The organism is uncultured Microbacterium sp., assembly GCF_900078385.1.
In the GTDB taxonomy this organism is placed as follows: Bacteria; Actinomycetota; Actinomycetes; order Actinomycetales; family Microbacteriaceae; genus Microbacterium.
In genome coordinates this window covers 492,090-515,692 of sequence record NZ_FLQR01000001.1, presented here as the reverse complement: position 1 = coordinate 515,692, position 23,603 = coordinate 492,090, and the positions used below count along the sequence as shown (strand labels likewise).

At 71.4% G+C, this 23,603-nt stretch carries 28 protein-coding genes and 1 tRNA gene; 10 read left to right on the top strand and 19 right to left on the bottom strand.

All coding sequences use genetic code 11. From position 1 onward, the window contains the following. Positions 1-39: 39 nt before the first annotated feature. From ilvD to QZL85_RS02520, 3 genes are read right to left on the bottom strand one after another with little or no spacing between them, the layout of a single operon-like run. Entirely contained in the window at positions 40-1,746 is a 1,707-nt protein-coding gene (ilvD, locus tag QZL85_RS02530) for a dihydroxy-acid dehydratase (protein WP_295573196.1), read from the bottom strand. A gap of 29 nt (positions 1,747-1,775) precedes the next feature. Next, positions 1,776-2,540: a trehalose-phosphatase gene (gene otsB / locus QZL85_RS02525; protein WP_295573193.1), complete on the bottom strand. Its 765-nt coding sequence runs from the start codon at positions 2,538-2,540 to the stop codon at positions 1,776-1,778. After that, on the bottom strand, positions 2,537-3,958 hold the full coding sequence (locus tag QZL85_RS02520) for a trehalose-6-phosphate synthase (protein WP_295573189.1): 1,422 nt from the start codon (positions 3,956-3,958) through the stop codon (positions 2,537-2,539). The genes otsB and QZL85_RS02520 overlap by 4 nt, the downstream gene beginning before the upstream one ends. Positions 3,959-4,032: 74 nt before the next feature. Between QZL85_RS02520 and QZL85_RS02515 the strand changes: the two genes are divergently transcribed. Further along, on the top strand, positions 4,033-4,287 hold the full coding sequence (locus QZL85_RS02515) for a hypothetical protein (protein ID WP_295573186.1): 255 nt from the start codon (positions 4,033-4,035) through the stop codon (positions 4,285-4,287). A gap of 19 nt (positions 4,288-4,306) precedes the next feature. Here QZL85_RS02515 and QZL85_RS02510 read toward each other — a convergent pair whose 3' ends face one another. The 4 genes from QZL85_RS02510 to QZL85_RS02495 are packed head-to-tail and all read right to left on the bottom strand — an operon-like array spanning position 4,307 to position 7,105. Then, positions 4,307-4,429, bottom strand: coding sequence for a hypothetical protein (locus QZL85_RS02510; RefSeq protein WP_295573183.1), 123 nt, complete (start codon positions 4,427-4,429; stop codon positions 4,307-4,309). 39 nt (positions 4,430-4,468) lie between these two features. After that, positions 4,469-5,653 carry an acetyl-CoA C-acetyltransferase gene (locus tag QZL85_RS02505; RefSeq protein ID WP_295573180.1) on the bottom strand — a complete coding sequence of 395 codons (1,185 nt, stop codon included), beginning with the start codon at positions 5,651-5,653 and terminating at the stop codon, positions 4,469-4,471. After that, positions 5,650-6,303, bottom strand: a complete 654-nt coding sequence (locus QZL85_RS02500; RefSeq protein WP_295573177.1) for a CoA transferase subunit B — start codon at positions 6,301-6,303, stop codon at positions 5,650-5,652. The genes QZL85_RS02505 and QZL85_RS02500 overlap by 4 nt, the downstream gene beginning before the upstream one ends. Position 6,304: 1 nt before the next feature. Next, positions 6,305-7,105, bottom strand: coding sequence for a CoA transferase subunit A (locus QZL85_RS02495; RefSeq protein WP_295573174.1), 801 nt, complete (start codon positions 7,103-7,105; stop codon positions 6,305-6,307). A gap of 101 nt (positions 7,106-7,206) precedes the next feature. On the opposite strand from QZL85_RS02495, the gene QZL85_RS02490 reads away from it, so the two are divergent. Next, positions 7,207-8,013, top strand: a complete 807-nt coding sequence (locus tag QZL85_RS02490; protein WP_295573172.1) for an IclR family transcriptional regulator — start codon at positions 7,207-7,209, stop codon at positions 8,011-8,013. Here the strand turns inward: QZL85_RS02490 and QZL85_RS02485 are convergent. From QZL85_RS02485 to QZL85_RS02445, 9 genes are read right to left on the bottom strand one after another with little or no spacing between them, the layout of a single operon-like run. Then, the gene (locus QZL85_RS02485) at positions 7,997-8,890 is read right to left on the bottom strand and encodes an alpha/beta hydrolase (protein WP_295573169.1); all 894 of its coding nucleotides are present in this window, start codon (positions 8,888-8,890) and stop codon (positions 7,997-7,999) included. The genes QZL85_RS02490 and QZL85_RS02485 overlap by 17 nt on opposite strands. After that, on the bottom strand, positions 8,887-9,639 hold the full coding sequence (locus QZL85_RS02480; RefSeq protein ID WP_295573167.1) for a 3-hydroxybutyrate dehydrogenase: 753 nt from the start codon (positions 9,637-9,639) through the stop codon (positions 8,887-8,889). Before QZL85_RS02480 ends, QZL85_RS02485 begins: the two co-directional genes overlap by 4 nt. Next, positions 9,632-10,288, bottom strand: a complete 657-nt coding sequence (locus QZL85_RS02475; protein ID WP_295573929.1) for a TetR/AcrR family transcriptional regulator — start codon at positions 10,286-10,288, stop codon at positions 9,632-9,634. Before QZL85_RS02475 ends, QZL85_RS02480 begins: the two co-directional genes overlap by 8 nt. Positions 10,289-10,310: 22 nt before the next feature. Then, positions 10,311-11,867: a class I adenylate-forming enzyme family protein gene (locus QZL85_RS02470; RefSeq protein ID WP_295573926.1), complete on the bottom strand. Its 1,557-nt coding sequence runs from the start codon at positions 11,865-11,867 to the stop codon at positions 10,311-10,313. 11 nt (positions 11,868-11,878) lie between these two features. Continuing rightward, positions 11,879-13,021: a branched-chain amino acid ABC transporter permease gene (locus tag QZL85_RS02465; RefSeq protein WP_295573165.1), complete on the bottom strand. Its 1,143-nt coding sequence runs from the start codon at positions 13,019-13,021 to the stop codon at positions 11,879-11,881. Next, positions 13,018-13,893 carry a branched-chain amino acid ABC transporter permease gene (locus QZL85_RS02460; protein ID WP_295573162.1) on the bottom strand — a complete coding sequence of 292 codons (876 nt, stop codon included), beginning with the start codon at positions 13,891-13,893 and terminating at the stop codon, positions 13,018-13,020. Before QZL85_RS02460 ends, QZL85_RS02465 begins: the two co-directional genes overlap by 4 nt. Then, a complete protein-coding gene (locus tag QZL85_RS02455) occupies positions 13,890-14,600 on the bottom strand; it encodes an ABC transporter ATP-binding protein (protein ID WP_295573159.1) in 711 nt (236 codons plus the stop codon). The genes QZL85_RS02460 and QZL85_RS02455 overlap by 4 nt, the downstream gene beginning before the upstream one ends. Next, on the bottom strand, positions 14,597-15,358 hold the full coding sequence (locus QZL85_RS02450) for an ABC transporter ATP-binding protein (RefSeq protein WP_295573156.1): 762 nt from the start codon (positions 15,356-15,358) through the stop codon (positions 14,597-14,599). The genes QZL85_RS02455 and QZL85_RS02450 overlap by 4 nt, the downstream gene beginning before the upstream one ends. Continuing rightward, positions 15,355-16,557 carry a substrate-binding domain-containing protein gene (locus QZL85_RS02445; RefSeq protein WP_295573154.1) on the bottom strand — a complete coding sequence of 401 codons (1,203 nt, stop codon included), beginning with the start codon at positions 16,555-16,557 and terminating at the stop codon, positions 15,355-15,357. The genes QZL85_RS02450 and QZL85_RS02445 overlap by 4 nt, the downstream gene beginning before the upstream one ends. Before the next feature lie 125 nt (positions 16,558-16,682). Between QZL85_RS02445 and QZL85_RS02440 the strand changes: the two genes are divergently transcribed. Next, positions 16,683-17,114 carry a MarR family winged helix-turn-helix transcriptional regulator gene (locus QZL85_RS02440; RefSeq protein WP_295573152.1) on the top strand — a complete coding sequence of 144 codons (432 nt, stop codon included), beginning with the start codon at positions 16,683-16,685 and terminating at the stop codon, positions 17,112-17,114. Beyond that, positions 17,111-18,349 carry an MFS transporter gene (locus QZL85_RS02435; protein ID WP_295573149.1) on the top strand — a complete coding sequence of 413 codons (1,239 nt, stop codon included), beginning with the start codon at positions 17,111-17,113 and terminating at the stop codon, positions 18,347-18,349. Before QZL85_RS02440 ends, QZL85_RS02435 begins: the two co-directional genes overlap by 4 nt. Before the next feature lie 75 nt (positions 18,350-18,424). On the opposite strand, the gene QZL85_RS02430 is transcribed toward QZL85_RS02435, so the two are convergent. Beyond that, positions 18,425-18,497, bottom strand: a tRNA-Lys gene (locus QZL85_RS02430). Positions 18,498-18,591: 94 nt separating this feature from the next. Between QZL85_RS02430 and QZL85_RS02425 the strand changes: the two genes are divergently transcribed. Genes QZL85_RS02425 through QZL85_RS02405 form a run of 5 tightly spaced genes read left to right on the top strand, consistent with a single transcriptional unit; the run spans position 18,592 to position 21,749 of the window. Continuing rightward, positions 18,592-19,419: an inositol monophosphatase family protein gene (locus QZL85_RS02425; RefSeq protein ID WP_295573148.1), complete on the top strand. Its 828-nt coding sequence runs from the start codon at positions 18,592-18,594 to the stop codon at positions 19,417-19,419. 18 nt (positions 19,420-19,437) lie between these two features. Continuing rightward, the gene (locus QZL85_RS02420) at positions 19,438-19,995 is read left to right on the top strand and encodes a hypothetical protein (protein ID WP_295573145.1); all 558 of its coding nucleotides are present in this window, start codon (positions 19,438-19,440) and stop codon (positions 19,993-19,995) included. A gap of 49 nt (positions 19,996-20,044) precedes the next feature. Further along, positions 20,045-20,518: a hypothetical protein gene (locus tag QZL85_RS02415; RefSeq protein WP_295573142.1), complete on the top strand. Its 474-nt coding sequence runs from the start codon at positions 20,045-20,047 to the stop codon at positions 20,516-20,518. Then, positions 20,518-20,742, top strand: coding sequence for a helix-turn-helix transcriptional regulator (locus QZL85_RS02410; RefSeq protein ID WP_295573139.1), 225 nt, complete (start codon positions 20,518-20,520; stop codon positions 20,740-20,742). Before QZL85_RS02415 ends, QZL85_RS02410 begins: the two co-directional genes overlap by 1 nt. Next, positions 20,739-21,749 (top strand): NAD(P)-dependent alcohol dehydrogenase, encoded by a 1,011-nt coding sequence (locus QZL85_RS02405; protein ID WP_295573137.1) that lies wholly within the window; start codon positions 20,739-20,741, stop codon positions 21,747-21,749. The genes QZL85_RS02410 and QZL85_RS02405 overlap by 4 nt, the downstream gene beginning before the upstream one ends. 5 nt (positions 21,750-21,754) lie before the next feature. On the opposite strand, the gene QZL85_RS02400 is transcribed toward QZL85_RS02405, so the two are convergent. Continuing rightward, complete coding sequence (locus tag QZL85_RS02400) at positions 21,755-22,177, bottom strand: ester cyclase (RefSeq protein ID WP_295573135.1); 423 nt, start codon at positions 22,175-22,177, stop codon at positions 21,755-21,757. 81 nt (positions 22,178-22,258) lie between these two features. Between QZL85_RS02400 and QZL85_RS02395 the strand changes: the two genes are divergently transcribed. After that, complete coding sequence (locus QZL85_RS02395; RefSeq protein ID WP_295573133.1) at positions 22,259-22,870, top strand: TetR/AcrR family transcriptional regulator; 612 nt, start codon at positions 22,259-22,261, stop codon at positions 22,868-22,870. Between the two features lie 15 nt (positions 22,871-22,885). Here QZL85_RS02395 and QZL85_RS02390 read toward each other — a convergent pair whose 3' ends face one another. Further along, positions 22,886-23,590 carry a hypothetical protein gene (locus QZL85_RS02390; RefSeq protein WP_295573130.1) on the bottom strand — a complete coding sequence of 235 codons (705 nt, stop codon included), beginning with the start codon at positions 23,588-23,590 and terminating at the stop codon, positions 22,886-22,888. Positions 23,591-23,603 lie beyond the last annotated feature (13 nt).

Here is a 23,603-nt window from a genome sequence, read left to right as displayed (position 1 = left end):
GTGTGGGACCTCGTGATCGATGGGCGAGTGTGGGAAGGCCTAGCCGGTGGTCGCGCCCTCCGCAGCGGAGCGCACGAGCTTCGAGTATTTGGCCAAGACGCCACGGGTATAGCGCGGGGGAAGGGGCTCCCAGCCGGAGCGGCGGGAGCTCAGCTCTGCGTCGTCGACGAGTAGGTCGAGAGTGCGAGCCGCGATATCGACCCGTATCAGATCACCATCGCGCACGAAGGCGATGGGACCTGCGTCCACCGCTTCGGGTGCTATGTGGCCGATGCACAGTCCGGTTGTGCCGCCTGAGAATCGACCGTCCGTCAACAGTAGTACATCTTTTCCGAGCCCCGCGCCCTTGATGGCGGCGGTGATGGCGAGCATCTCGCGCATGCCGGGGCCGCCCTTCGGGCCCTCGTAGCGGATGACGACGACGCTCCCGGCCTCGATCTCCCCCGCGGCGAGGGCGTCGATCGCACCGCGTTCGCGCTCGAAGACGCGCGCGGGGCCCTCGAAGACGGCGGCGTCGAAGCCGGCGGTCTTCACCACCGCGCCCTCGGGGGCGAGCGAGCCGTGCAGGACGGTGATGCCGCCGGTCGCGTGGATCGGGTTATCGAAGGTGTGGATGACCGTGCCGTCGATGGGGTCCGGGTTCAGGTCGGCGAGGTTCTCGGCGAGCGTCTTGCCGGTGACGGTGAGCGCGTCACCGTGCAGGAGACCCTCGTCGAGCATGGCCTTCATGATGACGGGGATGCCGCCGTGCCGGTCGACGTCGTTCATGACGTACTTCCCGAACGGCTTCATGTCCGCCACGTGCGGGACCTTGTCGCCGATGCGGTTGAAGTCGTGCAGGCTCAGCTCGACCTCGGCCTCCCGGGCGATCGCGAGGAGGTGCAGCACGACGTTCGTCGAACCGCCGAGCGCCATCGCGAGGGCGATCGCGTTCTCGAACGCCTCCTTCGTGAGGATGTCGCGGGTCGTGATCCCCTGGCGCAGCAGATTCACGACGGCCTCGCCGGAGCGGTGCGCGAAGTAGTCGCGGCGGCGGTCGGCGGACGGCGGCGCGGCGGAACCGGGGAGGCTCAGTCCGAGCGCCTCGGCGACCGAGGCCATCGTGTTGGCCGTGTACATGCCGCCGCAGGCGCCCTCGCCCGGGGCGATCGCGCACTCGATGCGCTTGAGGTCGGCTTCGCTCATCTTGCCGGCCAGGCACGCGCCGACCGCCTCGAACGAGTCGATGATCGTGACGTCCTTCTCCGTGCCGTCGGAGAGCTTCACCCAGCCCGGCGCGATGGAGCCGGCGTAGAGGAAGACGCTGGAGAGGTCCAGGCGCGCGGACGCCATCAGCATGCCGGGGATCGACTTGTCGCATCCGGCGAGCAGGACGCTGCCGTCGAGGCGCTCGGCCATCATGACGGTCTCGACGGAGTCGGCGATGACCTCGCGGCTCACGAGTGAGAAGTGCATGCCCTCATGGCCCATCGAGATGCCGTCGGAGACGGAGATGGTGCCGAACTGCAGCGGGTATCCGCCGCCGGCGTGCACACCCTCCTTGGCCCCCTGCGCGAGGCGGTCCAGGCTCAGGTTGCAGGGAGTGATCTCGTTCCAGCTCGAGGCGATGCCGATCTGGGGCTTCTCCCAGTCCTCATCCCCCATGCCGACCGCGCGCAGCATGCCGCGGGACGTGGTGGCCTCGATGCCGTCGGTGACGACGCGACTGCGGGGCTTGATGTCGATGGATTCGTCGGGTGCGGACATTCTCGAAGTCTATTCCCGCGCGCGGCCGCTCATCGCGCTCCGCGGAGCTCCGCGAGCCGCGTCAGCGCGGCGGCCAGGGCGGCGGCATCCGGAACCCGCTGCCGTGCCGCGGTCTCGCCCGCGCCGACCCGGATTCCGAGGTCCTGCGGCTCCAGCGCGGCCAGCGCGTCCTCGTCGGTGACGTCGTCGCCGGCGAACAGGACGGCGGTCGCCCCCACGCGGTCCCGGAGCGCCCGGACGGCCGAGTCCTTCCCCTCCTGCCGCGAGGCGAACTCGAGGATGTCCTGCCCGACGCGACGACGCCACGTGGGCGCCTCCTCCGCGACGAGCGCGTCGATCGCCGTGGTGGCGGCCACGGCATCCGCGTCGGCGGCCAGGCGCGTGTGCAGCCCGAAGCCGAAGATCTTCGGTTCGATCCACGCGCCCTCGAGGGGCTCGACGATGCCCTCCGCGCGGTGGGTGAGCGCGTCGCGGAGAGTCGTGTCCTCCGGGGCCGAGTCGTCGCCCGGGTCGTCCGGGTGCCAGAACTCCGCGCCATGCGAGCCCGCGAGATGGATGCGCGAGTCGGCGCTGTGCTCGGAGATCTCCTCGAGGTGCGCGAGCGTCCGCCCCGACACGAGTGCCACCGCGGTCTCCGGAAGCGCCGCCAGGCGGTCCAGCGCCGTCCGCGCCTCCGGGAGCATGCGGGAGCGCATCGGCTCGTCCTGCAGCGGCGCGAGCGTCCCGTCGAAGTCGAGCGCCACGAGGAGGGTGGCCGTCCGCGCGAGCGCGGCCAGGTCGGCGTCGAGCGTCATGCGCGGGCCTGCCGCGCGGCATCCAGCGCCGCGAGGAAGTCGCGCGACCAGTCGTCGACGGTGTGCTCGGCCACCCGCTTGCGCAGCGCCCGCATGCGCCGGCCCTGCTCGGCCGGCGTCATCTCGATCGCGCGGACGATCTCGTCCTTGAGCGCGTCGATGTCGTGCGGGTTGATGCGGAGGGCGCTGCCGAGCTCGTCGGCGGCGCCGGCGAACTCGCTGAGGACGAGGACGCCGCGGTTGTCGATCCGGCTGGCGACGTATTCCTTCGCGACGAGGTTCATGCCGTCGCGGAGGGCGGTGACGAGCATGACGTCGGCGACGAGATAGAGGGCGACCATCTCCTCCCGCGGGAAGGACTGGTGCAGGTACCGGATGGCGGTGTGCCCCACGGTGTCGACGGAGCCGTTGATGCGCCCGACGGCGAGCTCCACCTCGTCGCGCAGCTGCATGTAGGCGTCGACGCGCTCCCGGCTGGGGCTCGCGACCTGGATGAGCGTGACGTCCTCCACCTCGAGGCGGCCGTCGTCCAGCAGCTCGCCGAAGGCCTTCAGCCGGTGCCCGATGCCCTTCGTGTAGTCGAGGCGGTCGACGCCCAGCAGGACCTTCTTCGGGTTGCCGAGGCTCTCCCGGATCTCCGCGGCGCGCGCCTGGACGGCGGGACTGTGTGCGAGCTGGACGTAGTCGTCGACGTCGATGGAGATGGGGAACGCCTTCGCGAGCGCGAGCCGCTCTCCCCCGCCGGCCCGCGGGACGGTGATGCCGGTGGCCTTCGTGTCGTAGCGCAGCTGACGCCGCACCGACCGCGCGAAGTTGCTCGCATCCGCGACGCGCTGGAACCCGATGACGTCGGCGCCGAGCAGCCCCTCGAGCACCTGGCGCCGCCAGGGCAGCTGCGAGTAGAGGCCGTATGCCGGGAACGGGATGTGGTGGAAGTAGCCGATCACGAGGTCGGGCCGCAGCTCCCGGAGGAGCTTCGGGACGAGCTGCAGCTGGTAGTCGTGCACCCAGACCGTCCCGCCGTCGGCCGCAGCGGTCGCGGCCGCCTCGGCGAAGCGGCGGTTGACCCGCACGTACGCCTGCCACCACTCCCGGCGGTACCGGGGCGGCGAGATGACGTCGTGGTAGAGCGGCCAGATGGTGTCGTTGGAGAAACCCTCGTAATACAGCTCGACGTCCTCGGCGCTGAGGGTCACGGGGACGAGCTGCATCCCGTCCGTCTCGAACGGCTCGAGCTCGACGCCGGGCTGCCCGGGCCAGCCCACCCACGCGCCGTCCGTCCTGCGCATGAACGGAGCGAGCGCCGTCACGAGTCCGCCGGGCGACCGCCGCCACGGCTCGTCGGGGTCGTCCGTGCGATCGACGGGGAGGCGATTGGAGACGACGACGAAATCGGACACGGCAGCGTGGTCGGTCACGATGATCCTCTCGGTGCGAACGTCCAGGCTAACAAGCCGCGCGTCGCGCGCATCCGCCGGGTAGCGTGGAGCGCATGCGCAAGTACCTCTTCGGAACCGGGATCATCTCCGCCGTCACGGGCGGCCTCGCGCTGCTGCGCGGCGTCCGCGGCAACGAGCCGTTCACCTGGCGCATCGCCCTCGCCTGGCTCAGCTGGGGCATCACGCTGGCCCTGGCGGTCGGGGCGATCGTCGACGCGCGGCGCGCCTCGCGCGGCACGCTCATCGCGCAGGACTCGCCGGTCGCCGGCGACGAGCAGAAGCTCCTCAAGCGCCGCCTCCAGCGCTGACGCCGGGGCGCGGCGCGACTCAGTCGCGCGCGCAGGCGCAGCGCTCGGCGGGCCCGACGCCCGCGAGTGCCTGCTCGATGTGCTCGCCGCAGCCGGCCCAGGTGGTCTTGCCGCAGCTCTCACACGAGACGGGTCGGCACATGGAAGCTCCTCGAGGATCGTCGACGCTCGGGGCGAGCGTTCACCGACTCAGGATAAGCGCTTCTCCCTGACCGCCGCCTCCGCACAGGCCCACCGCGGCGGTGCCCGTGCCGCGCCGCACGAGTTCGTGCACGGCGTGGACGACGAGCCGGCAGCCGGACGCGCCGATCGGGTGCCCGATCGCGATGCCGCCCCCGTGAATGTTGACGACGTCCTCGGACAGACCCAGCTCCGCCTGCGATCGGGCGACGACGGCGCCGAAGGCCTCGTTGATCTCCACGAGGTCCAGGTCACCCGCCGTGAGGCCGCCCCTGCGCAGCGCCTTCTCGATCGCGCGGGCGGGCTGCGCGTGCAGCGAGTTGTCGGGGCCGGCGACCTGGCCCGACGCTCCGACGACGGCGAGGACGGTCCAGCCCTGCGCATCGGCGTGCGCGCGGCTCGTGACGATCACGGCGGCGGCGCCGTCGGAGATCTGCGACGAGTTGCCCGCCGTGATCGACCCGTCCGCGCTGAACGCGGGGCGGAGACCGGCGAGCGTCTCCTCGGTGGTCCCTGGACGGACGCCCTCGTCCGCTGTCACGCGGATCGGCTCGCCCTTGCGCTGCGGCACCTCGACGGGCACGATCTCCGCGTCGAAGACCCCGGCGTCCGCGGCGGCGGCGGCGCGCTGGTGCGAGAGTGCCGCGACCCGGTCCTGCCCGGCGCGCGTCACCTCGTAGGAGGCGTTCAGCCGCTCCGTGGAGGCGCCCATGCTCTCCTTGTCGTACGCGTCGGTGAGACCGTCGAAGGCCATGTGGTCCAGCACCTCGACCGAGCCGTACGTCCAGCCGTCGCGCGAGCCCATGAGCAGATGCGGCGCGCGCGTCATCGACTCCATGCCGCCCGCGACGACGACGGTCGCGTCGCCCGTCTGGATCATGCGCTTCGCGTCGATGATGGCCGTGAGACCCGACAGGCACACCTTGTTGACCGAGGATGCCGGCACGTCCCAGCCGATCCCGCCGGCGATCGCGGCCTGGCGCGCGGGGTTCTGGCCGGAGCCCGCCGGGAGCACCTGGCCCATGATCACGGCGTCCACCGCGTCGGCGGGGATGCCGCCCTGCGCGAGCGCTCCGGCGATCGCGAAGCCGCCGAGCTGCGGAGCCGTGAAAGAGGCGAGCTGGCCCTTGAGTCGGCCCTGCGCGGTGCGCGCGGCGGCCACGATGACGACGTCGTCGGTGTTCATGCGTCCACCCTAAGCTCGTCCGGCACGCGCAGCTCGGGCTCGGTGGCGGCGACGACCTCGTCGACCGTGACACCGGGCGCCGTCTCGACGAGCACGAGCCCGTCGGGCGTCACATCGATGACCGCGAGGTCGGTGATGATGCGATCGACGACGCCGCGGCCGGTGAGGGGCAGCGAGCATTGGCGGACGATCTTGGGCGAGCCGTCCTTCGCGGTGTGCTCCATCAGGACGATGACCTGCGCGGCGCCGTGCACGAGGTCCATGGCCCCGCCCGGGCCCTTGACCATCTTCCCGGGGATCATCCAGTTCGCGAGGTCCCCCGAGGCGGAGACCTGCATCGCGCCGAGGATCGCGGCGTCGATCTTGCCGCCGCGGATCATCCCGAAGCTCGTCGCGGAGTCGAAGTACGCCGCGCCCGGGAGGACCGTGACGGTCTCCTTGCCCGCGTTGATGAGGTCGGGGTCCACGGCGTCCTCGGTCGGGTACGGTCCGACGCCGAGGATCCCGTTCTCGGACTGCAGGACGACCGTGACGCCGTCCGGCACGTGGTTCGGCACGAGCGTCGGGAGGCCGATGCCCAGATTGACGTACGAGCCGTCGGAGAGCTCGGCCGCGGCGCGCGCAGCCATCTCGGTGCGGGACAGCGCCATGTCAGGCTCCTTCGGGGATGTCGCGGCTGAGCGCCTGGGCGACGGAGACCGTGCGGCGCTCGATCCGCTTCTCGATGTCCGTGCCGACCTCGACGATGCGATGGACGTAGATGCCGGGCAGGTGGATGCGGTCGGGGTCCAGCTCGCCCGGCTGGAACAGCTCCTCCACCTGCACGATGCAGATGCGGCCGCCCATCGCGGCGAGCGGATTGAAGTTGCGCGCGGCCTTGTTGAAGATGAGGTTGCCGTGCGTGTCGCCGGCGGCGGCGTGCACGAGCGCGAAGTCCGTGACGATGGCCTCCTCCAGCACGTAGTCGCCCGCGCGGCCGTTGAGCTCGAAGCTGCGGACGTCCTTGACGGGCGAGGCCACGGCGATCCCGCCCTCGCCGTCGTACTTGCGCGGGAGACCACCCTCGGCGACCTGGGTGCCGACACCGGTCTGCGTGTAGAAGGCCGCGATGCCCGAACCGCCGGCGCGCAGCTTCTCGGCGAGCGTGCCCTGCGGGGTGAGCTCGAGCTCGAGCTCGCCGCTGAGGAACTGCCTCTCGAACTCCTTGTTCTCCCCCACGTACGACGACGTCATCTTGCGGATGCGCTTCGCGTTCAGCAGCACCCCGAGTCCCCAGTCGTCGACTCCGCAGTTGTTGGAGACGATCGACAGGTCGGTCGTCCCCTGCGCGAGGAGCGCCTCGATGAGGGCGATGGGATTGCCGGAGAGCCCGAAGCCGCCGACGGCCAGCGATGCCCCATCCGGGATGTCGGCGACGGCCTCTGCCGCCGACGCGAACGTCTTGTCGATCACACTGCACTCCCTCGTGTCGTCCCCCCCAGCATCGCCCCGCACCGCGGGAACGCCAAGGGGAGGTTTGCCATGTGGGAAGGCGACGGCTTAGTGTCCATCATGTGGACACCGCGACGACGACCGTGCCGGGCGCGCAGGCGATCGCCCGCGCCGCCTCGCTTCTCCGCCTCGTGACCGCCGGCGGCGAGGCCGGACGCGGCGTGCAGGAGCTCGCGCGCGACGCCGGCCTCTCGCGGTCCACGGCCCACCGACTGCTCTCGGCGCTGCGCGCGGAGGGGCTCGTCGATCAGGACGAGCGGACGTCGCGCTGGATGCCCGGACCCGAGCTGTTCCTCATGGGCTCGGTCGCCGCGGCCCGCTATGACGTGACCCACCTCGCAGGCGACATCGTGCGTTCGCTCGCCGTGAAGACCGAGGAGAGCGCGTTCCTCTCGGTCCGGCGAGGCGATGAGACCGTGTGCCTCCTCCGCGAGGAGGGCTCCTTCCCCATCCGCTCGTTCGTGCTGAGCGAAGGCGTGCGCTTCCCGCTCGGTGTCGCGTCGGCGGGGCTCGCCATCCTCGCGTTCCTGCCCGAGGCGGAGGGTGAGGCATACCTGGCCCGGCATGCCGAGCTCGCCACGACCTGGGGGGCTTCCCACGATGCGGACGTCCTGCGCGGGCGTCTCGCGGAGACGCGCGACCGCGGCTACGCCGTGAACCCGGGCCTCATCGTGGAGGGCAGCTGGGGCATCGGCGCGGCCGTGTTCGACCAGTCCGGGAGCCCCGCGTGGGCGCTGAGCCTCACGGGCGTGGGGTTCAGGTTCGGACCCGACCGCCTGCCGCTCCTCGGCCGCACACTGCTCGCCCACGCACACCAGCTGACGACGCGGATCGCATCGGCGCGGCGCGGCGTCAGCCGAGCGCGCTGAGCTCCTCCCGCACGGCTGTCGCCACGCGTCCGGCGCCGGGCTCGGACATGACGACGGTGTAGTGGTTGAGGCCCTCCCAGCGCTCGTGCCGGACGGCGGGGTAGGTCCCCAGCAGGCGGGCGAGGTGATCGGGCGCGTAGAGGCCGGGCTCCTCGTTCCGCAGCCCCCGCGGCACGGTGACCAGGCGCGTCGGGTGAGCGAGCGCGCCGAGGGCATCGGTGACGGTCGACCCGGTGTTGAGATCGACGGTGTCCTCGAGCGTGGTCCGGTAGCTCGTCGCGGGGCGCAGCCGCGCGCCGTCCGGCACGAGGTCGTACGCCAGGTAGGCCTCCAGCTCCGCCGTCCAGTCCGCCGCAAACGCCGGATGCGCGCGCCACAGGGCGAGGTAGGCGTCGAGGTCGGGGAAGCGCATCGACAGGCGCTCCGCGGTCGGGCCGAGGATCGCGGCGACGAGCTGGTCGCCGGAGAGCCCCGGCGGCGTCGACAGCGGCAGCCCGCCGTCGACGAGCAGGAGTCGGGAGAGGAGGTGCGGATGCCGGTGCGCGAACGCGACCGCCACGAAGCCTCCCATCGAGTGCCCGACGACGAGCCCGGCCGGGATGTCCAGGTGCGCGACCACCGCGGCGAGGTCGTCCGCGTGCGCGGCCATCCCCGCCGGACCGGTGAGCTCGTTGCTCCGCCCGCGGCCGCGCAGGTCGGGCGCGACGATACGCACGCCCGGCAGCGCGTCGGCGACGAGCTGCCACGCGAGATGCGAGGCCGTGACACCGTGCACCGCGACCACGGTCGGGGCGTCGGGGGTGTCGTCCCCCCAGATCCCCACCCGCAGGTCGCCGCCGCGGACGGGCACATCGACCGTGCGATACGACGCGGTCATCGCGCCGTCCACCCGCCGTCCAGTGTGTAGCTTGCGCCGGTGACCATGCCGGCACGGTCGGACGCCAGCCATCCCGCCAGCGAGGCGACCTCGTCGGCCTCGACGAGGCGCTTCACGGCCGTCTCGGTGAGCATGATCTTCTCCACGACCTCGTCCTCGTCGATGCCGTGCAGCCTCGCCTGGTCGGCGATCTGCTTCTCCACGAGGGGCGTCCGCACGTAGGCGGGATTGATGCAGTTGCTCGTGACACCGTGCGGCCCTCCTTCGAGCGCCGTCACCTTCGAGAGCCCCTCCAGAGCGTGCTTGGCCGACACGTACGCCGACTTGTAGGCGCTCGCACGCAGGCCGTGCACGCTCGAGATGTTGATGATGCGCCCCCAGGACCGCTCGTACATCCTCGGCAGCACCGCCCGGATCAGCAGGAACGGGGACTCGACCATGAGGCGATGCATGAAGCGGAACCGCTCCGGGTCGAACTCGTGGATCGGCGCGACGGTCTGGACGCCGGCGTTGTTGACGAGGATGTCGACGTCGAGGTCGAGCCGCTCCTGGGCCGCGGTGTCGGACAGGTCCACGACCCACGACTCCCCCGCGACGGCGGCGGCCGCCGCCGCGGCGGCCTCGGCGTTGAAGTCGGCGACGATCACGTGTGCCCCGCGCGCGGCGAACTCGTGCGCGCAGGCGAGCCCGATGCCGCTGCCCGCACCCGTGATGAGGGCACGCCGGCCCGCGAGATCCTGCTCAGTCATCCGCTTCTCCCTTGCTCGTCCGCGTCGCCAGCGCGTTGTCGATGAACCGCATCATGTGGTCGATCACCTCGGCCGGCATCGCCACCGGCGGCTTGCCGTCGGCATCCCGCTCCCAGAGCAGGAACCGCATGCCGATGAGCTCGCCCGCGCCCATGAGCGCCCAGGCCGTGACCTCGGGATCGAGCCGGTCGTCGACGTCACCGCCGTCCTGTGCGGCGCGCAGGCCCGCCTCATACCCCTCGACGATGCGCGTGTAATGCAGGCGCAGGGTCTCCGGTGAGACGAACTCGGCCTCCCGCACGACGCGGTACAGGGCCGGGTGCGCGGCGGTGAAGCGGAAGAAGCCCTCGAAACCCGCACGCTCGGCCTCGATGCGGTTCGCGGCGCCCGCCATGGCCTCGGCCATCGAGTGGCGGACGCGCCGGTTGAGGTCGACGACGAGCTCCTCGAAGATCTGCTGCTTGCCGTCGAAGTAGAGGTAGAACGTGCCGAGTCCGATGCCGGCGCGCTCGGTGATCTTGACGATCGACGCCTCATGGTAGCCGACGGCCGCGAAGACGACCTCCGCCGCCTCCAGGAGCTTGCGGCGCGTCGCCTCCCCGCGCTTCGTGAGGGGCTTGCCCGTCGTCGCCGACAGTGTGGCCGGCATCTGATCGAGGGTCTCGACGTCGTCAGCGGCGCTCATGGGCGTCCTCCTCGATCAGTGCGGCGGCGCTCTCGCGCAGCGCCGCGCGGGCGATCTTCTCGATGGTCGAGCGGGGCAGCTCGTCGAGGAACCCGATGCGCACGGGGACCTTGAATCCCGCCAGCTCGGCTCGCGCATGCGCGAGCACCTCGTCCTCGCCGAGCGCGGCACCGGGGCGGCGCACGACGAACGCGACGCCGCGCTCGCCCCAGACCGGATCGGGAACGCCCACGACGGCGGCGTCGACGATCGCCGGATGCAGCCGCAGGGCGCGCTCGACCTCGGCGGGCGCGACGTTCTCACCGCCGGAGATGTAGATGTCCTTCAGCCGGTCCACGATCGTGAAGACACCGTCCGCATCGCGGCGGACGATGTCGCCGGTGCGGAGCCACTCCCCATGCCGGGCGCGCGCCGTCGCCGCGTCGTCGTGGAGGTAGCCGCGGAAGACGCTCGGGCCCCGCACCCACAGCTCCCCCGTCGCCGCTCCCTCCAGGGGCAGCAGAGTCGCGGGGTCGACGACGCAGACGTCGACGTGCGGGTAGGGGCGGCCGACGGCGCCGGGATGACGCAGCGCCTCCGCGGCCGGGAGGACGAGGACGTTGGGCGCGGCCTCGGTGAGTCCGTAGCCCTGGGTGAGCGGCACGCCGGCCCGCGCCCACGCGGCGGCGAGGTCGGGGGGCATCGTCGCCCCACCGACGAGCGCGATGCGGAGGCGCTGCAGGGCGGCGGGGCCGAACCGCGGATCGTCGGCGAGCTGACGGTACTGCGTGGGAACGCCCATCATGGCCGTCACCCCGCGCTCGACGATGAGCTGCAGGACGCGGGTCGGCTGGAACGAGCGCTCGAGCACGACCGTCGCCCCGACCCACCAGGCGAGGAGCGGCTGCACGTTCCATGCCGCGACGTGGAACTGCGGCAGCATCGCGAGCACGACGTCGTCGGCGGTGAGCTGCATGGCTCCGGCGAGGGCGAGATTGTTCCAGAAGCAGTTCGCGTGCGAGAGCACGACGCCCTTGGGGGCGGCCTCGCTGCCCGACGTGTAGACGACGAGCAGGGCATCGTCGTCCTGGACGGGCCGGACGGGCGCCGCGGGCCCGATCTTGGCGGGGACGGCGGCCTCGACCTCGGTCGTGCCGAGGAGCGCGACGGGCGGACGGACGGCGAGTCGGCGGAGCGCCTCGGAGGCGACCCCGACGTATTCGTCCTCGACGAGGACGAGCGCGGGGTCGGAGCGTTCGAGGGCCTCGCCGAGCTCCCGCGGCGCGAGCCGCCAGGACAGCGGGACGAAGGCGATGCCGGTGCGGGCGCACGCGAAGAACGCGACGACGTGCTCGATCGAGTTGCCGGAGACCGTCGCCAGGCGATCGCCCGGGCCGTACCCCGCGCGGCGCAGGCGGAGGGCGAGCTCGCGCGCGCGGTCGTCGAGTTCGGCATAGCCGATCGTGACGCCGCGGTCGTCGATGGCGGTCCGGTCGGGCGTCGCGGCGGCACGGTCGGCGAGCCATCGCCCGACCGTGTGCGGGCCGTCGCCGCCCTGATCCATCCCCAGGTCGGTCACGCGCGCACCTCCACGGGTGCGTCGGCCTCGGCGGGGGTGTCGCCGAGCTGGCGCAGCTGGGTCCGCGTCCGCTCGCCGCGGCGCCGGCGGATCGCGGCGTCGACGGTGCCCGCGATGCCGCCGGGCAGGAACATCACGACGAGGATGAACAGCACGCCGAGGAGGAACAGCGGCTCGGAGAGCGGGATGCGCAGGACGTCCGGCAACGTCCCGATCCACTCCGCCCGCGCCAGCGCCGTGAGTCGCTGGTCGAGGATCGTGTAGAGCACGCCTCCCACAATCGCACCCCAGCGGAACCCGACGCCACCGAGCACGACCATGACGAGCACCGTGATCGTCAGATCGGCCCCGACCGCGCTCGGCTGCGTCCCGGATTGCAGGAGCATGTAGGCGACGCCGGCCAGAGCGGCGCACCCCGCCGCGACGACGAAGACGATGAGCTTGGCGGTGTACGGGCGCAGCCCCAGCACCTGCACACGCAGCTCGTTCTCCCGCGTCGCCTCGGCGAGGTGTCCCAGGCGCGACCGGTCCACCCACAGCACGACGAGGTAGACGATCACGAGCACGATGAGCGCGAACCAGTACAGGTTCCGCGTGTTCACGACTCCGACGAGCCACTCCGGCACCTGGGCGATGGGAAGCCGCATCCCCTCCTCGCCGCCGGTGACCTGCTGATTGCGCCGGACCAGCACGGAGCCCGCCTGCGCGAAGGCGAGGGTCACCATCGCGAAGGGGATGCCGGCCACGCGCATCGACACGGCGCCCGTGACGACGGCGATGAGGAGGCCCCCCACGAGGGCGATGAGGATGCCGGGCCAGAGCGGCACGTCGAGGTAGCGGAGGGCGATGCCGAGCCCGTACGCACCCGCTCCGAAGTACAGCGCGTGGCCGAACGACAGCATCCCCGCCGTCCCCAGGAGCAGGTTGTACGACAGCGCGAGAGCCGCGAACACCATGCACAGCGACAGCAGCGCGAGGCTCCCGGGCGTGTAGGTCGGGCCCGGGAGGATCCCCGGGAGCGAGATGTTCAGGAGCGGCAGCACCGCCATGACGAGGACCAGGGCCGCACCGACGATGAACGGCAGCGCGACGCCCCTGCGGCCGGGGATGAGCGTCGGAACGCCTGTCGTGACGGTCATGCGGTCCTCCCCATGAGTCCGCGCGGGCGGACGAGCAGCACGAGGGCCAGCAGGACGACGACGATGAAGTCGCCGGTGCCCTCCAGGTAGAAGTTCGCGAACTGCTGGAGCACGGCCACGAGGACGGACGCGATCGCGGCGCCCGTCAGGGAGCCGAGGCCCCCGATGACCGTGACGATGAACGCGAAGATGAGGAGCGTCGCCCCGAGGTGGGCCGACACGAAGGTCGAGTAGTGCATCGCGAGCACGCCGCCGATTCCGGCTGCGGCGCCGCCGATCGCGAAGACGAGGGTGAAGCTCTTCCGCACGTCGATGCCGAGCGCCGTCACCATCGCGCGGTTCTCGACGCCGGCGCGGATGATCATGCCGTACCGCGTCTTCTGCAGGAACAGCACGAGCGCGACCAGCACGATCGCGGCGGCGATCATGAGCACCCAGTAGGTGTTGGGGATCCTGGCACCGAGGACGTCCGTCGTGCCCTTGAGCCACGGGGGTCCGGCGATGTTGATGGCATCCGTCCCCCAGATGCCCTCGAAGAGGGCGACGGCGGCGAAGGAGAGGCCGACCGTGACGAGCACCTGCTCGATGTGCCGCTCGTAGAGCGGGCGGATGAGGATGAGCTCGGTGAGCGTCGCGAAGACCGCGCCGACGGCGGCGCCCGCGAGGATCGAGAGGAGGAAGGATCCCCACGATGCCGTCCCGAGGCCCTGCGCGACCTGCCAGCCGATGAAGGCGCTGAGGGTGAGGAACGCGCCGTGCGCGAAGTTGAGCACGTGCATGAGTCCGTAGATGAGGCTGAGGCCCGAGGCGACCAGGAAGTACAGCGCGCCGAGTCCGATGCCGGTGAGGAGGATGAGCACGAGGCTGCTCATGCGTGCACCTCCGCGCTGACGCCGAGCAGGCGCATCGTGAGGGCACGGTCGTCGAGGATCTCGCGGGCCGGTCCCGTGTGCACGACGCGGCCCCCGGCGATGACGATGGCGTCGTCGGCGAGCTGGCGGACGACGTCGAGGTTCTGCTCCACGAGGAGGATCGGCACGATGGTGGCGGCCTCCTGCAGCGCGTCGGCGACTTCGGCGACGATGCGCGGGGCGAGGCCCTTCGTCGGCTCGTCCACGAGCAGGAGGACGTTCTCGTTGAGGAGCGCGCGGGCGACGGAGACCATCTGCTGCTGGCCGCCGGAGAGCGTCCCGGCCATCTGACCCCGCCGGGCGACGAGGTCCGGGAAGAGCTCCGCGACGAACTCGCGGCGCGGGTTCTTGCCGCGCTCGGCGAGGGCGAGGTTCTCGGCGACCGTGAGCTTCGCGAAGACCTCGCGGTCCTCCGGCACGTAGCCGACGCCGCGCTGCACGATCCGATGGGTCGGGAGGCCGTCGATGCGCTCTCCCGCCAGGGTCACGGCGCCCCGCCGGTGGATGAGTCCGAGGATGCCGCGGAGGGTCGAGGTCTTGCCGACGCCGTTTCGCCCGAGGACGGCCGTGATGCCCGTGGCGGGCACGGAGAAGGTGACGTCCTCCACGACCTGCTGGCCGGCGATGGACGCGGACAGGTGCTCGACCGTGAGGATCGGCGCCGTCATGCCGCGGTCCCGAGGTAGGCGCTCTGCACGGTGGGGTTCTCCATGATCTTCTGGGGCGTGTCGAAGGCGATGATCGACCCGGCGTACATGACCGCGACCTTCTCGACGAGCCCCATGAGCACGTCGATGTGGTGTTCGACCATCAGCACCGTGCACTGCTTGTCGCGCTGCATGTCGCGGATGTTCTCCACGAGGCCCGCGACGTCGCCGGACGCGACACCGGCCATCGGCTCGTCCAGGAGCACGATGGACGCGTCGGTCGCGAGGATCACGGCGATCTCCAGCTTGCGCTTGTCGCCGTGCGACATGTCGCCGGCGGGTGTGTCGAGCCGGTGGGTGAGGCCTACGAGCGTGAGCTTCTCGAGGGCGAGCGCCGTGGCGGCATCGTTCCGGCGCGGGAACCGCAGGAGCGAGTAGTTGCCGCCCAGGGAGACCTGGGCGGCGAGCCGGACGTTCTCCAGCACGCTCAGCCGCGGGAAGAGACTCGAGGTCTGGAAGGTGCGCCCCAGTCCCGCCCGCGCCCGCTGGGGCACGGACGAGCGGGTGACGTCGTCGCCGTTCATCAGGATCCGGCCCGCCGTCGGCTTCGCGACACCGGAGATCACGTTGAAGAGCGTGGTCTTGCCGGCGCCGTTCGGGCCGATCACGCCGACCAGGGAGCCGGGCGCGATGTCGAGCTCGACATCCTTCAGAATGGTCGCTCCGCCGATCTGCAGCCCGAGGCCCTCGATGCGGAGCGCGGACGGGACGGGGCTCACTGCGCCTCGACCGGAGCGACCTCGTCCGCGGCCACGGTGTCCACGAGCTCCGGCACGAAGCCGGCGCCGTCCGCCACGAGCTTGACCTGGTACATCTCCTGGAGCAGGGCGTGGTCGCCGGCGCGCACCGTCATGTCGCCCTTGGGGCCGTCGAACTCGAAGCCCTCCAGCGCCGAGATCATCGCATCCACATCGCCCTTGCCCTCTTCGATGGCGTGCACCAGCATGAGCGCCGCGTTGAACCCGTCCGGGGTGAACAGGTCCGGCGTGCCGCCGGCTTCTTCGACGGCCTCGACCATCGCCGCGTTCACGTCGTTGTCGGGCGCGCCCGCGAAGTAGTGGTTCAGGAAGCTGATCTTCTCGGATGCCTCGCCGTAGGCGCCGAACGTGGCGGTGTCGCCGAGGCCGGTGACCACGGGGATGTCGTCGAGGACGCCCTGCTGGCTCATCGCCTGCCACATCGCACCGGAGGTGGCACCGGCCCACGCGACGAAGACGAGGTCGGGCTCGGCGGCCAGCACCTGCTGGGCGAACGGGGTGAACTCGGTCACGTCCTCCGCGACGAGGACGCTGTTGACCGTCGCGCCCTTGCCGCCGAGGATCGCCTTCACGGCGGCCTCGTTGCCCTGACCGAACGCGTTGTTCTGCGCGAAGACCGTGACGGTCTTGCCGGAGATGTCGTCGAGGAACGTGCCGGCGGTGGCGACGTCCTGCGCGGACTGCCGACCGGTGCGGAAGGTGTAGTCGTTGACGCCCGTGACGGCGTCGGCAGCGGCCGGGCCGGAGAGGAAGAGCACCTGGTTCTGCGCGGCCTGCTCGGCGACCGCCAGCGCGACGCCGGACGACGCGCTGCCGGCCAGGATCGTCACGCCTTCGCCGATGAGCTCCTTCGCAAGGTTGACCGCGGTGTCGGGGTCGCCCGCGTCGTCGCGGTAGTCGATCGTGATGGCGGTGCCGTCGACCTCGTTCGTGCCCTCGGTCGCGTAATCGAGCCCGGCCTTGAAGCCCTCGAGGTACTGCTTCCCATAGCCCGCGAGCGGACCGGTCTCGCTCGTGATGACGCCCACCGTGATCTCCTCGGGGCCGGCGTCGTCCGTGCCGGATCCTCCGGGCGTCGTGGTCGACGGCGCGCAGGCCGCCAGAGCGAGGGCGGCCGTGGCGACCATGGACCCCAGGAGCAACTTCTTCGTAACCCGCATGTGCGTGCCTTTCACCATTGGAAGGGAGTCGTACCTGAGATGTGATTCAGGTATTGCCATCTTGTGGGCGGCCGCAGGTCGCGTCAACTCATACCTAGGGTATATACCTTTGGTATACTTCATCGGTGACCCGCTCCGATGACCTCCTCCGCCTCCTGGTCGGCGCGCACGCCCTCACGCGGATGGCGGCGCTCGACACCCGATCCGAGACACCCGCCGCACAGTGGCGGACGCTGACCCTGCTGCGCGATCACGGTCCGCAGCGCCTCGGCGACCTCGCGCGCCGCAGCCGGATCAGCCAGCCCGGCATGACGCGCCTGGCCGGCCAGATGACGGATGCGGGGCTCCTGGAGCGCTCCCCGGATCCCGCCGATTCCCGCGCGACGGTCCTGTCGGCGACACCGGCCGGCGTGGCGGCGCTCGAGGACTGGCTCGCTCAGCTCGGCGCGGCTCTCGCCCCGCGCTTCGACGACCTGACCGACGACGACTGGGACGCGCTGCGACGCGCGGCCGCCATCCTCGCCGGCAAGACCACGACCCCGGAGGAGAGCCGATGACCACGACCCCGACACCGCCTGCCGCACCCGGCATCTGGCGCCAGCCCGCGCAGGTCTGGGCGGTGGCCTTCGCCTGCGTGGTCGCGTTCATGGGCATCGGGCTCGTCGACCCGATCCTGCCGGCGATCGCCGCATCGCTGGAGGCCTCCCCCGTCGAGACGGAGCTGCTCTTCACGAGCTACCTCGTCGTGACCGGGCTCGCGATGCTCGTCACCAGCTGGCTGTCGAGCCGCATCGGCGCGAAGACGACGCTGCTCGCGGGCCTCGCGCTCGTCATCTTCTTCTCCCTGCTGTGCGCCCTGTCCGGCAGCGTCGACGCCGTCATCGGGTTCCGTGCCGGGTGGGGCCTCGGCAACGCCCTGTTCATCTCGACGGCGCTCGCCACGATCGTGGGCGCAGCCTCCGGGGGCAGCGCCGCCGCGATCGTCCTCTACGAGGCGGCGCTCGGTCTCGGCATCGCGATCGGCCCGCTCGTCGGCGGCATCGTCGGCGAGGTGAGCTGGCGCGGTCCCTTCTTCGGCGTCGTCGCCCTCATGACGATCGCGTTCGTGGCGATCGTGGTCCTCCTCCGGACGCCCGACGAGCAGCGCACCCCCACCCCGCTGTCGGCGCCCTTCCGGGCCCTCCGCCAACCCGCCCTCGCGGTGCTCGCGCTGACCGCCCTGTTCTACAACATCGGCTTCTTCGTGCTGCTGGCCTTCTCACCGTTCCCCTTGGGCTTCGGCGCCATGGGCATCGGGCTCACGTTTTTCGGATGGGGCGTCGCGCTCGCCGTCACGAGCGTCTGGGTCGCCCCGCTGCTTCTGCGCGGCATGCGCCGGACGACCGCCATGCTCGCCGTGCTGCAGCTCCTCGCGATCGATCTCGCGCTCGCCGGCCTGTTCGCCGAGAACGCGGCGGCCCTCGTCGTCTGCATCGTCGCGGGAGGCCTGCTCCTCGGAGTCATGAACACGATCCTCACCGAGTCGGTCATGGAGGCCACGGACCAGCCCCGTGCGGTCGCGAGCGCCGCCTACTCAGCCGTCCGGTTCCTCGGCGGCGCCGCCGCCCCGCCGATCGCCGCGGCCCTGTGGCACGCGTTCAACGTCTCGGTGCCGTTCTTCTTCGCGGCCGGTTCGGTCGTCCTCGCGGCCCTCACGATCCTCATCGGCCGGAAGGCCCTCGCCCGCGTGGATGCGCACGAGGCGGATGCCGCGGAAGAGGTCGAAGCCGTGCTGGTCGGCGACGCCGCCTGAACCCGGCGGCGGCGCCGGCCGCGGCGGGAAAAGAGACAGCCCCGGTGACTGGCGAGAGTCTCCGGGGCTGTTCCGTGCACCCCCTCGGACTTGAACCGAGAACCCACTGATTAAGAGTCAGTTGCTCTGCCGATTGAGCTAGAGGTGCGTGCTGTCCACACGAGGCGAACGAGGATCAACGTTATCATCCCGATGCGGTGGATCGCCAATCGAGGCCACCCCGGCCGTCTATCCTGGATGACGTGACGTCCCCCGCCTCCTCATCGCCCTGGAGCACGCCCTTCGACGGTGATCTGACGGAGGATCTCGCTCTGGCCCTGCGGATCGCGGATGCCGCCGACGCCGTCACGATGAGCCGCTTCGACGCGGCCGACCTCGACATCCGCACGAAGGCGGATGCGACGCACGTCACGGAGGCCGACCTCGCCGCCGAGCGTGCGATCCGCGCTCTCCTGGCGGAGGAGCGACCGGATGACGGCGTCTTCGGCGAGGAGTTCGGGGCCACCGGAAGCACCGCGCGCCAGTGGATCATCGATCCCATCGACGGCACCGCGAACTACCTCAAAGGGATCCCGATGTGGACGACCCTCATCGCCCTCGCGATCGACGGCGTCCCGCGCGTCGGCGTCGCGAGCCAGCCCGCGCTCGGACGGCGCTGGTGGGCGGCGACGGGGCGCGGCGCGTGGACGGACACCCCGGACGGCGCCCCGCGCCGGCTCGGCGTCTCGAGCGTGTCGGAGGTCGGCGAGGCGAGCGTGAGCTTCCAGAGCATCGCGCAGTGGGACGAGGCGGGCCGCAGTGGCGACCTCCTCCGGCTCAGCCGCGCGGTCTGGCGCGACCGCGGCTACGGCGACACCTGGCCGTACATGCTGCTGGCGGAAGGCCGCCTGGAGTTCGTCGCCGAGTTCGGCGTTCAGGAGTACGACATCGCGGCACTCGTCCCCATCGTGACGGAGGCGGGCGGACGGTTCACCGACATCGACGGAGCGGACTCCATCGCGACCCGCTCGTCGCTCGCGACCAACGGCATCCTGCACGATGCGTTCCTCTCCCTCATCCGCACCCCCTGAAGCCGGAGCCCCGTACGCATGCCCTTCCCCCGTCTCGCCCGAGCCGCGCTCCCCCTCGCGATCGGCGCGATCCTGCTCAGTGCGTGCACGGGGGCGCCGGGCGCGCAGCCGACGGAGGTCGTCACCGCGCCGCCGCCGGGTGCCGACCCGAGCCCGTCCGGCCTCCCCACGGCGACTCCGGTCAGTCCCGAGGACCTCACGTGCGAGAACCTCATCGCGGAGGACGCGCTGGCCGGGTTCGAGGCGGAGGGCTGGACCTCCGAGGAGGGCGAGTTCGCCATCAACGACCTCGTGCTCGACGGCATCTCCTGCACATGGGCCCAGTCCGGGGACACGACCGACAATCTCGTCGTCTTCGGCTGGGCGCCGATCACCGCCGACGAGGCACAGCAGACGCAGACGCAGCTCGAATCGGTCGGGTGGACCGCGGAGGAGAGCGCCGACGGGCTCTACCTCAGCGAGGCGGACGCGCAGAATCCGGATGCCGCCGGCATGACCTACCTCTTCGGCGACGGCTGGGTCACGGTGTCCGACACGAAGCCGGGACTGCTGCTGATCGAGCAGCCCGCCCTCTAGCCCATGTAAAGAATCCTTGACATCGCGTCACGACCGACGCACACTAGGGATGTCAAGTTTTCTTTACACGCATGGCACGGAGGTCGACGTGGTCTATCAGGAGCGCAACACCTGGGCGGGGCTCATCGTGACGCTGATCGCCATGACGGTCTATGTCATCGCCCTGCTGGGCACACTCGGAGAGCGAGCGGCATCCGAGATCGACTGGTGGCCGATGATGGCGTGGACGATCGGGATCAGCATCGTCGGCGCCATCGTGCTGAGCATCGTCTGGGGAATCCTCGCGGGCATGCGCGACCCCGACGGCGTCGGCCGATCCGACGACCGCGACCGCGACATCGCACGGATGGGCGACCGCGTCGGGCAGGCGTTCCTCGTGATCGCGGGACTCGGCGTCATCGTGCTGTGCGCCGTCCGGGCCGACTGGTTCTGGGTCGCGCACACGATGTTCTTCGGCTTCGCGCTGTCGGCCTTCGTGGGCGGGGTGGCCCAGGTCATCGCCTACCGCCGCGGACTCGTCTGATGGTCAAGCCGACGCGCGTCACCAACGACATCCGCGCGCACCGCGAAGCGGCGGGGATGACGCAGGCCGAGCTCGCGCGACGGCTCGGCGTGACCCGACAGACCCTCATCGCCATCGAGCAGGGCAAGTACTCGCCCAGCCTCGAGCTGGCGTTCCAGATCGCGCAGGAGTTCGCGCGAGGCCTCGACGACGTCTTCCACTATCCGAAGGAGAGCTCGACATGATCGACACGGACACCATGACGGCGTGGACCCAGCACCGCTACGGCGGACCGGACATCGTCCTCCCGGAGACGGTGCCGGTTCCCTCCCCCGGCCCCGCCGACGTGCTCCTCCGGGTGCAGGCGACGGGCCTCAACTCGGCCGACGTGCGGGTCATGCGCGGGGACCCGCTGCTGCTGCGGCTCGCCTTCGGGCTCCGACGACCGCGCACGGCGGTGCAGGGCCGCGATGTCACCGGCACCGTCACCGCCGTCGGCGCCGACGTCGCCGCCGATCCGAGCGGCCTGCGCGCCGGCGACGACGTGCTGGGCGAGATCACCGGCGGCGCTCTGGCGCCGTGGGTCGCAGCACGCGCGGACCGCCTCGTCCGCCGCCCGGCGGGCCTGGATGCCGTCGTCGCCGCAGCGCTCCCCATGGCCGGCGGCACGGCGTGGCAGGCGCTCGCCCTCGCGGGCATGGGTGCCGATGACGACGTGACGGGCAGGCGCATCCTCATCCTGGGGGCCGGCGGCGGCGTGGGCACCTTCGCCGTCCAGCTCGCAGCACTCCGCGGCGCGGCGGTCACGGCCGTCGCCGGAGAGCGCTCCGCCGGGATCGTCGCGAGCCTCGGCGCCCAGACCGTGCTCCCGCACCGCTCCGTCGAGGTCACGGCGCTGCCCGCGGCATCCTTCGATGCCATCCTGCTCATCGCCGGCGACGACCGTCTGCGGCCGCTGCGGCGCCTCCTCGCTCCGGGCGGCACGCTCGTGCTGGTCAGCGGCGGCTCGCACCGCGTGCTGGGGCCGATCGGCACGATCCTGCGCGGCACGCTGCTCTCCCGGGCGGCCGCCCGCATCAGGCCCCTCGCCGCCACCGCGCGTCCCGAGATCACGGCACGACTCGCCGCACTCGCCGCCGCGGGCGACCTCACACCCCACATCGAGCGCACCTGGACCCTCGATGACGCCGCCGGGGCCCTCGCGCACGTCGACGCCGGCCACACCGTGGGCAAGGTCGTCGTGGTCGCGTAACCGCCTCACCCCACGGGCATCGGGATCCGTCCGAGCCGCATGAGGATCGCGAACCGGTCGGGGACGCCCCAGTGCTCGACGATGCGCCCGTCACGGATCCGCGCGATGTCGATGACGGTGAAGCGCACCGCCCTGCCGGTCGGGGGGCCCAGGAACGGGCCGGTGTTGGTCGCCGTCCCCTCCGCCCGGATCCAGACGACATCGCCGCTCTCCGCCGCATCCTCGATCGTGAACTGCAGATCCGGCATGCCGCGATGCACCTCGGCGATCGCGCGCTTGACCTTCGCGATCGCCTCGGCCCCGACACCCGACAGCCCGAACTGATGCTCGATGAGGTCGGGATGGCAGAGCTCATCGACGATGTCGGTGTCACCCGTCGCGAACCCTTCGTGCAGCATCCGCTCCAGGACGCTCGTCTGCTCGCTCATCCGCTGTTCTCCCTTTCGCTGCACCAATCCCGCAGTCACTGCAGTAGCACTGCATCGAGTGTCGTAGCTACTGTGGACCCCGTGACCTCCGACGTCAAGAGCCCCGGCTCCGCGTACCGTCGCGCGCAGGCCGAGGCGACGCGCGTCCGGATCGCCGAGAGCGCGCGGCGGCTGTTCGCGCGGGACGGGTACGGCTCCACGAGCATGGATGCCATCGCGAAGGAGGCGGGCGTCGGCGACCGCACGGTCTACGCGACGTTCGGCGCGAAGCGGGAGATCCTCACCCTCATCTGCGAGCGGTGGCTCGAACAGGCGGGCGCGCGCGAGATGGCCGCCGCGATCCTCGCCGAGCCGGACCCGCGCGCCCGCCTGCGCGGCGCTGCGCGCTGGCTCACGACGCTCTACTCGACCGACTTCGACGTCGTCCGCATCCTCGACGCGGCGATCGATGAGGACGCCGAGACGCAGGCCCTCCTGCGCGGCAAGCTGCGCGGGAGGAACCGTGTCATGGACGCCCTCATCGCCTCGCTCGGCGACGCGCTCGTGATCGCTCCCGCCGATGCCCAGGCGCTCTTCCGCGCGTACGCGGCGGCCGGCGTCTACGGCGAGCTGGTCGCCGCCTCCGGCTGGCCGCCGGAGCGGTTCGAGGCCTGGCTCGCAGCCACCCTGGAGGGCCAGCTGCTCGGCGGGTGACGGGGCGAGGCAGGCTCAGCGGCGGAGCCAGGGCTGCTCGTCCGCTGTGGTCCGGCGTGGCACGTACCGCTGCCAGGTGCGCCGGAAGGTCAGTCCGCCGTAGGCGAAGAATGCGGCTCCCGTGAGCAGGCCGATCACGGCCCCGACGCCGACCGCCCACCCCCACGATCCGCCGGCCGTGGCGATGATGGCACCCGCGACGAGGCCGACGACGCACGCGTTGACGACGATGATGAGCATCATCGAGCTGCCGAACAGGACGCTCACGCTGCGGGGCCGGAGGAACGAGTAGGTGCGCTCCATTCCGGGGCGATCGTCGGCGACGGCGGCGAGGAAGATGTCCGCCACGGCCGGGTCGAGGTCGACGTAGGCGCCACGCAGCCGGTTCATCGCGACGACGTACATCATGTCCTCCTCCGACACGTTGAGCACGCGCGTCTGCGTCATGACTCCGACGAGGGCGAGGAACACGAGGATCGCGATGGCGGCTCCGCCGAACCATCCCTCGAACGAGGTCGCCTGGCCGAGCAGCCCGATCGTGACGAGGCCGGCGGAGACCAGGGTGAGGAAGATCGTGATGCGCGTGAGCACCTCGCTCTGCGCCGTGCCGCGCGCCGCGAGGAGCCCCCAGTGCTCGGTGGCCAGGATCTGCGCGCGACGGCCGAGTGCCGCATCGGACTCCACGACAGGGGGTGTCTCCGGTGGGATCGGCGCGCTCATAGGGCACATTGTG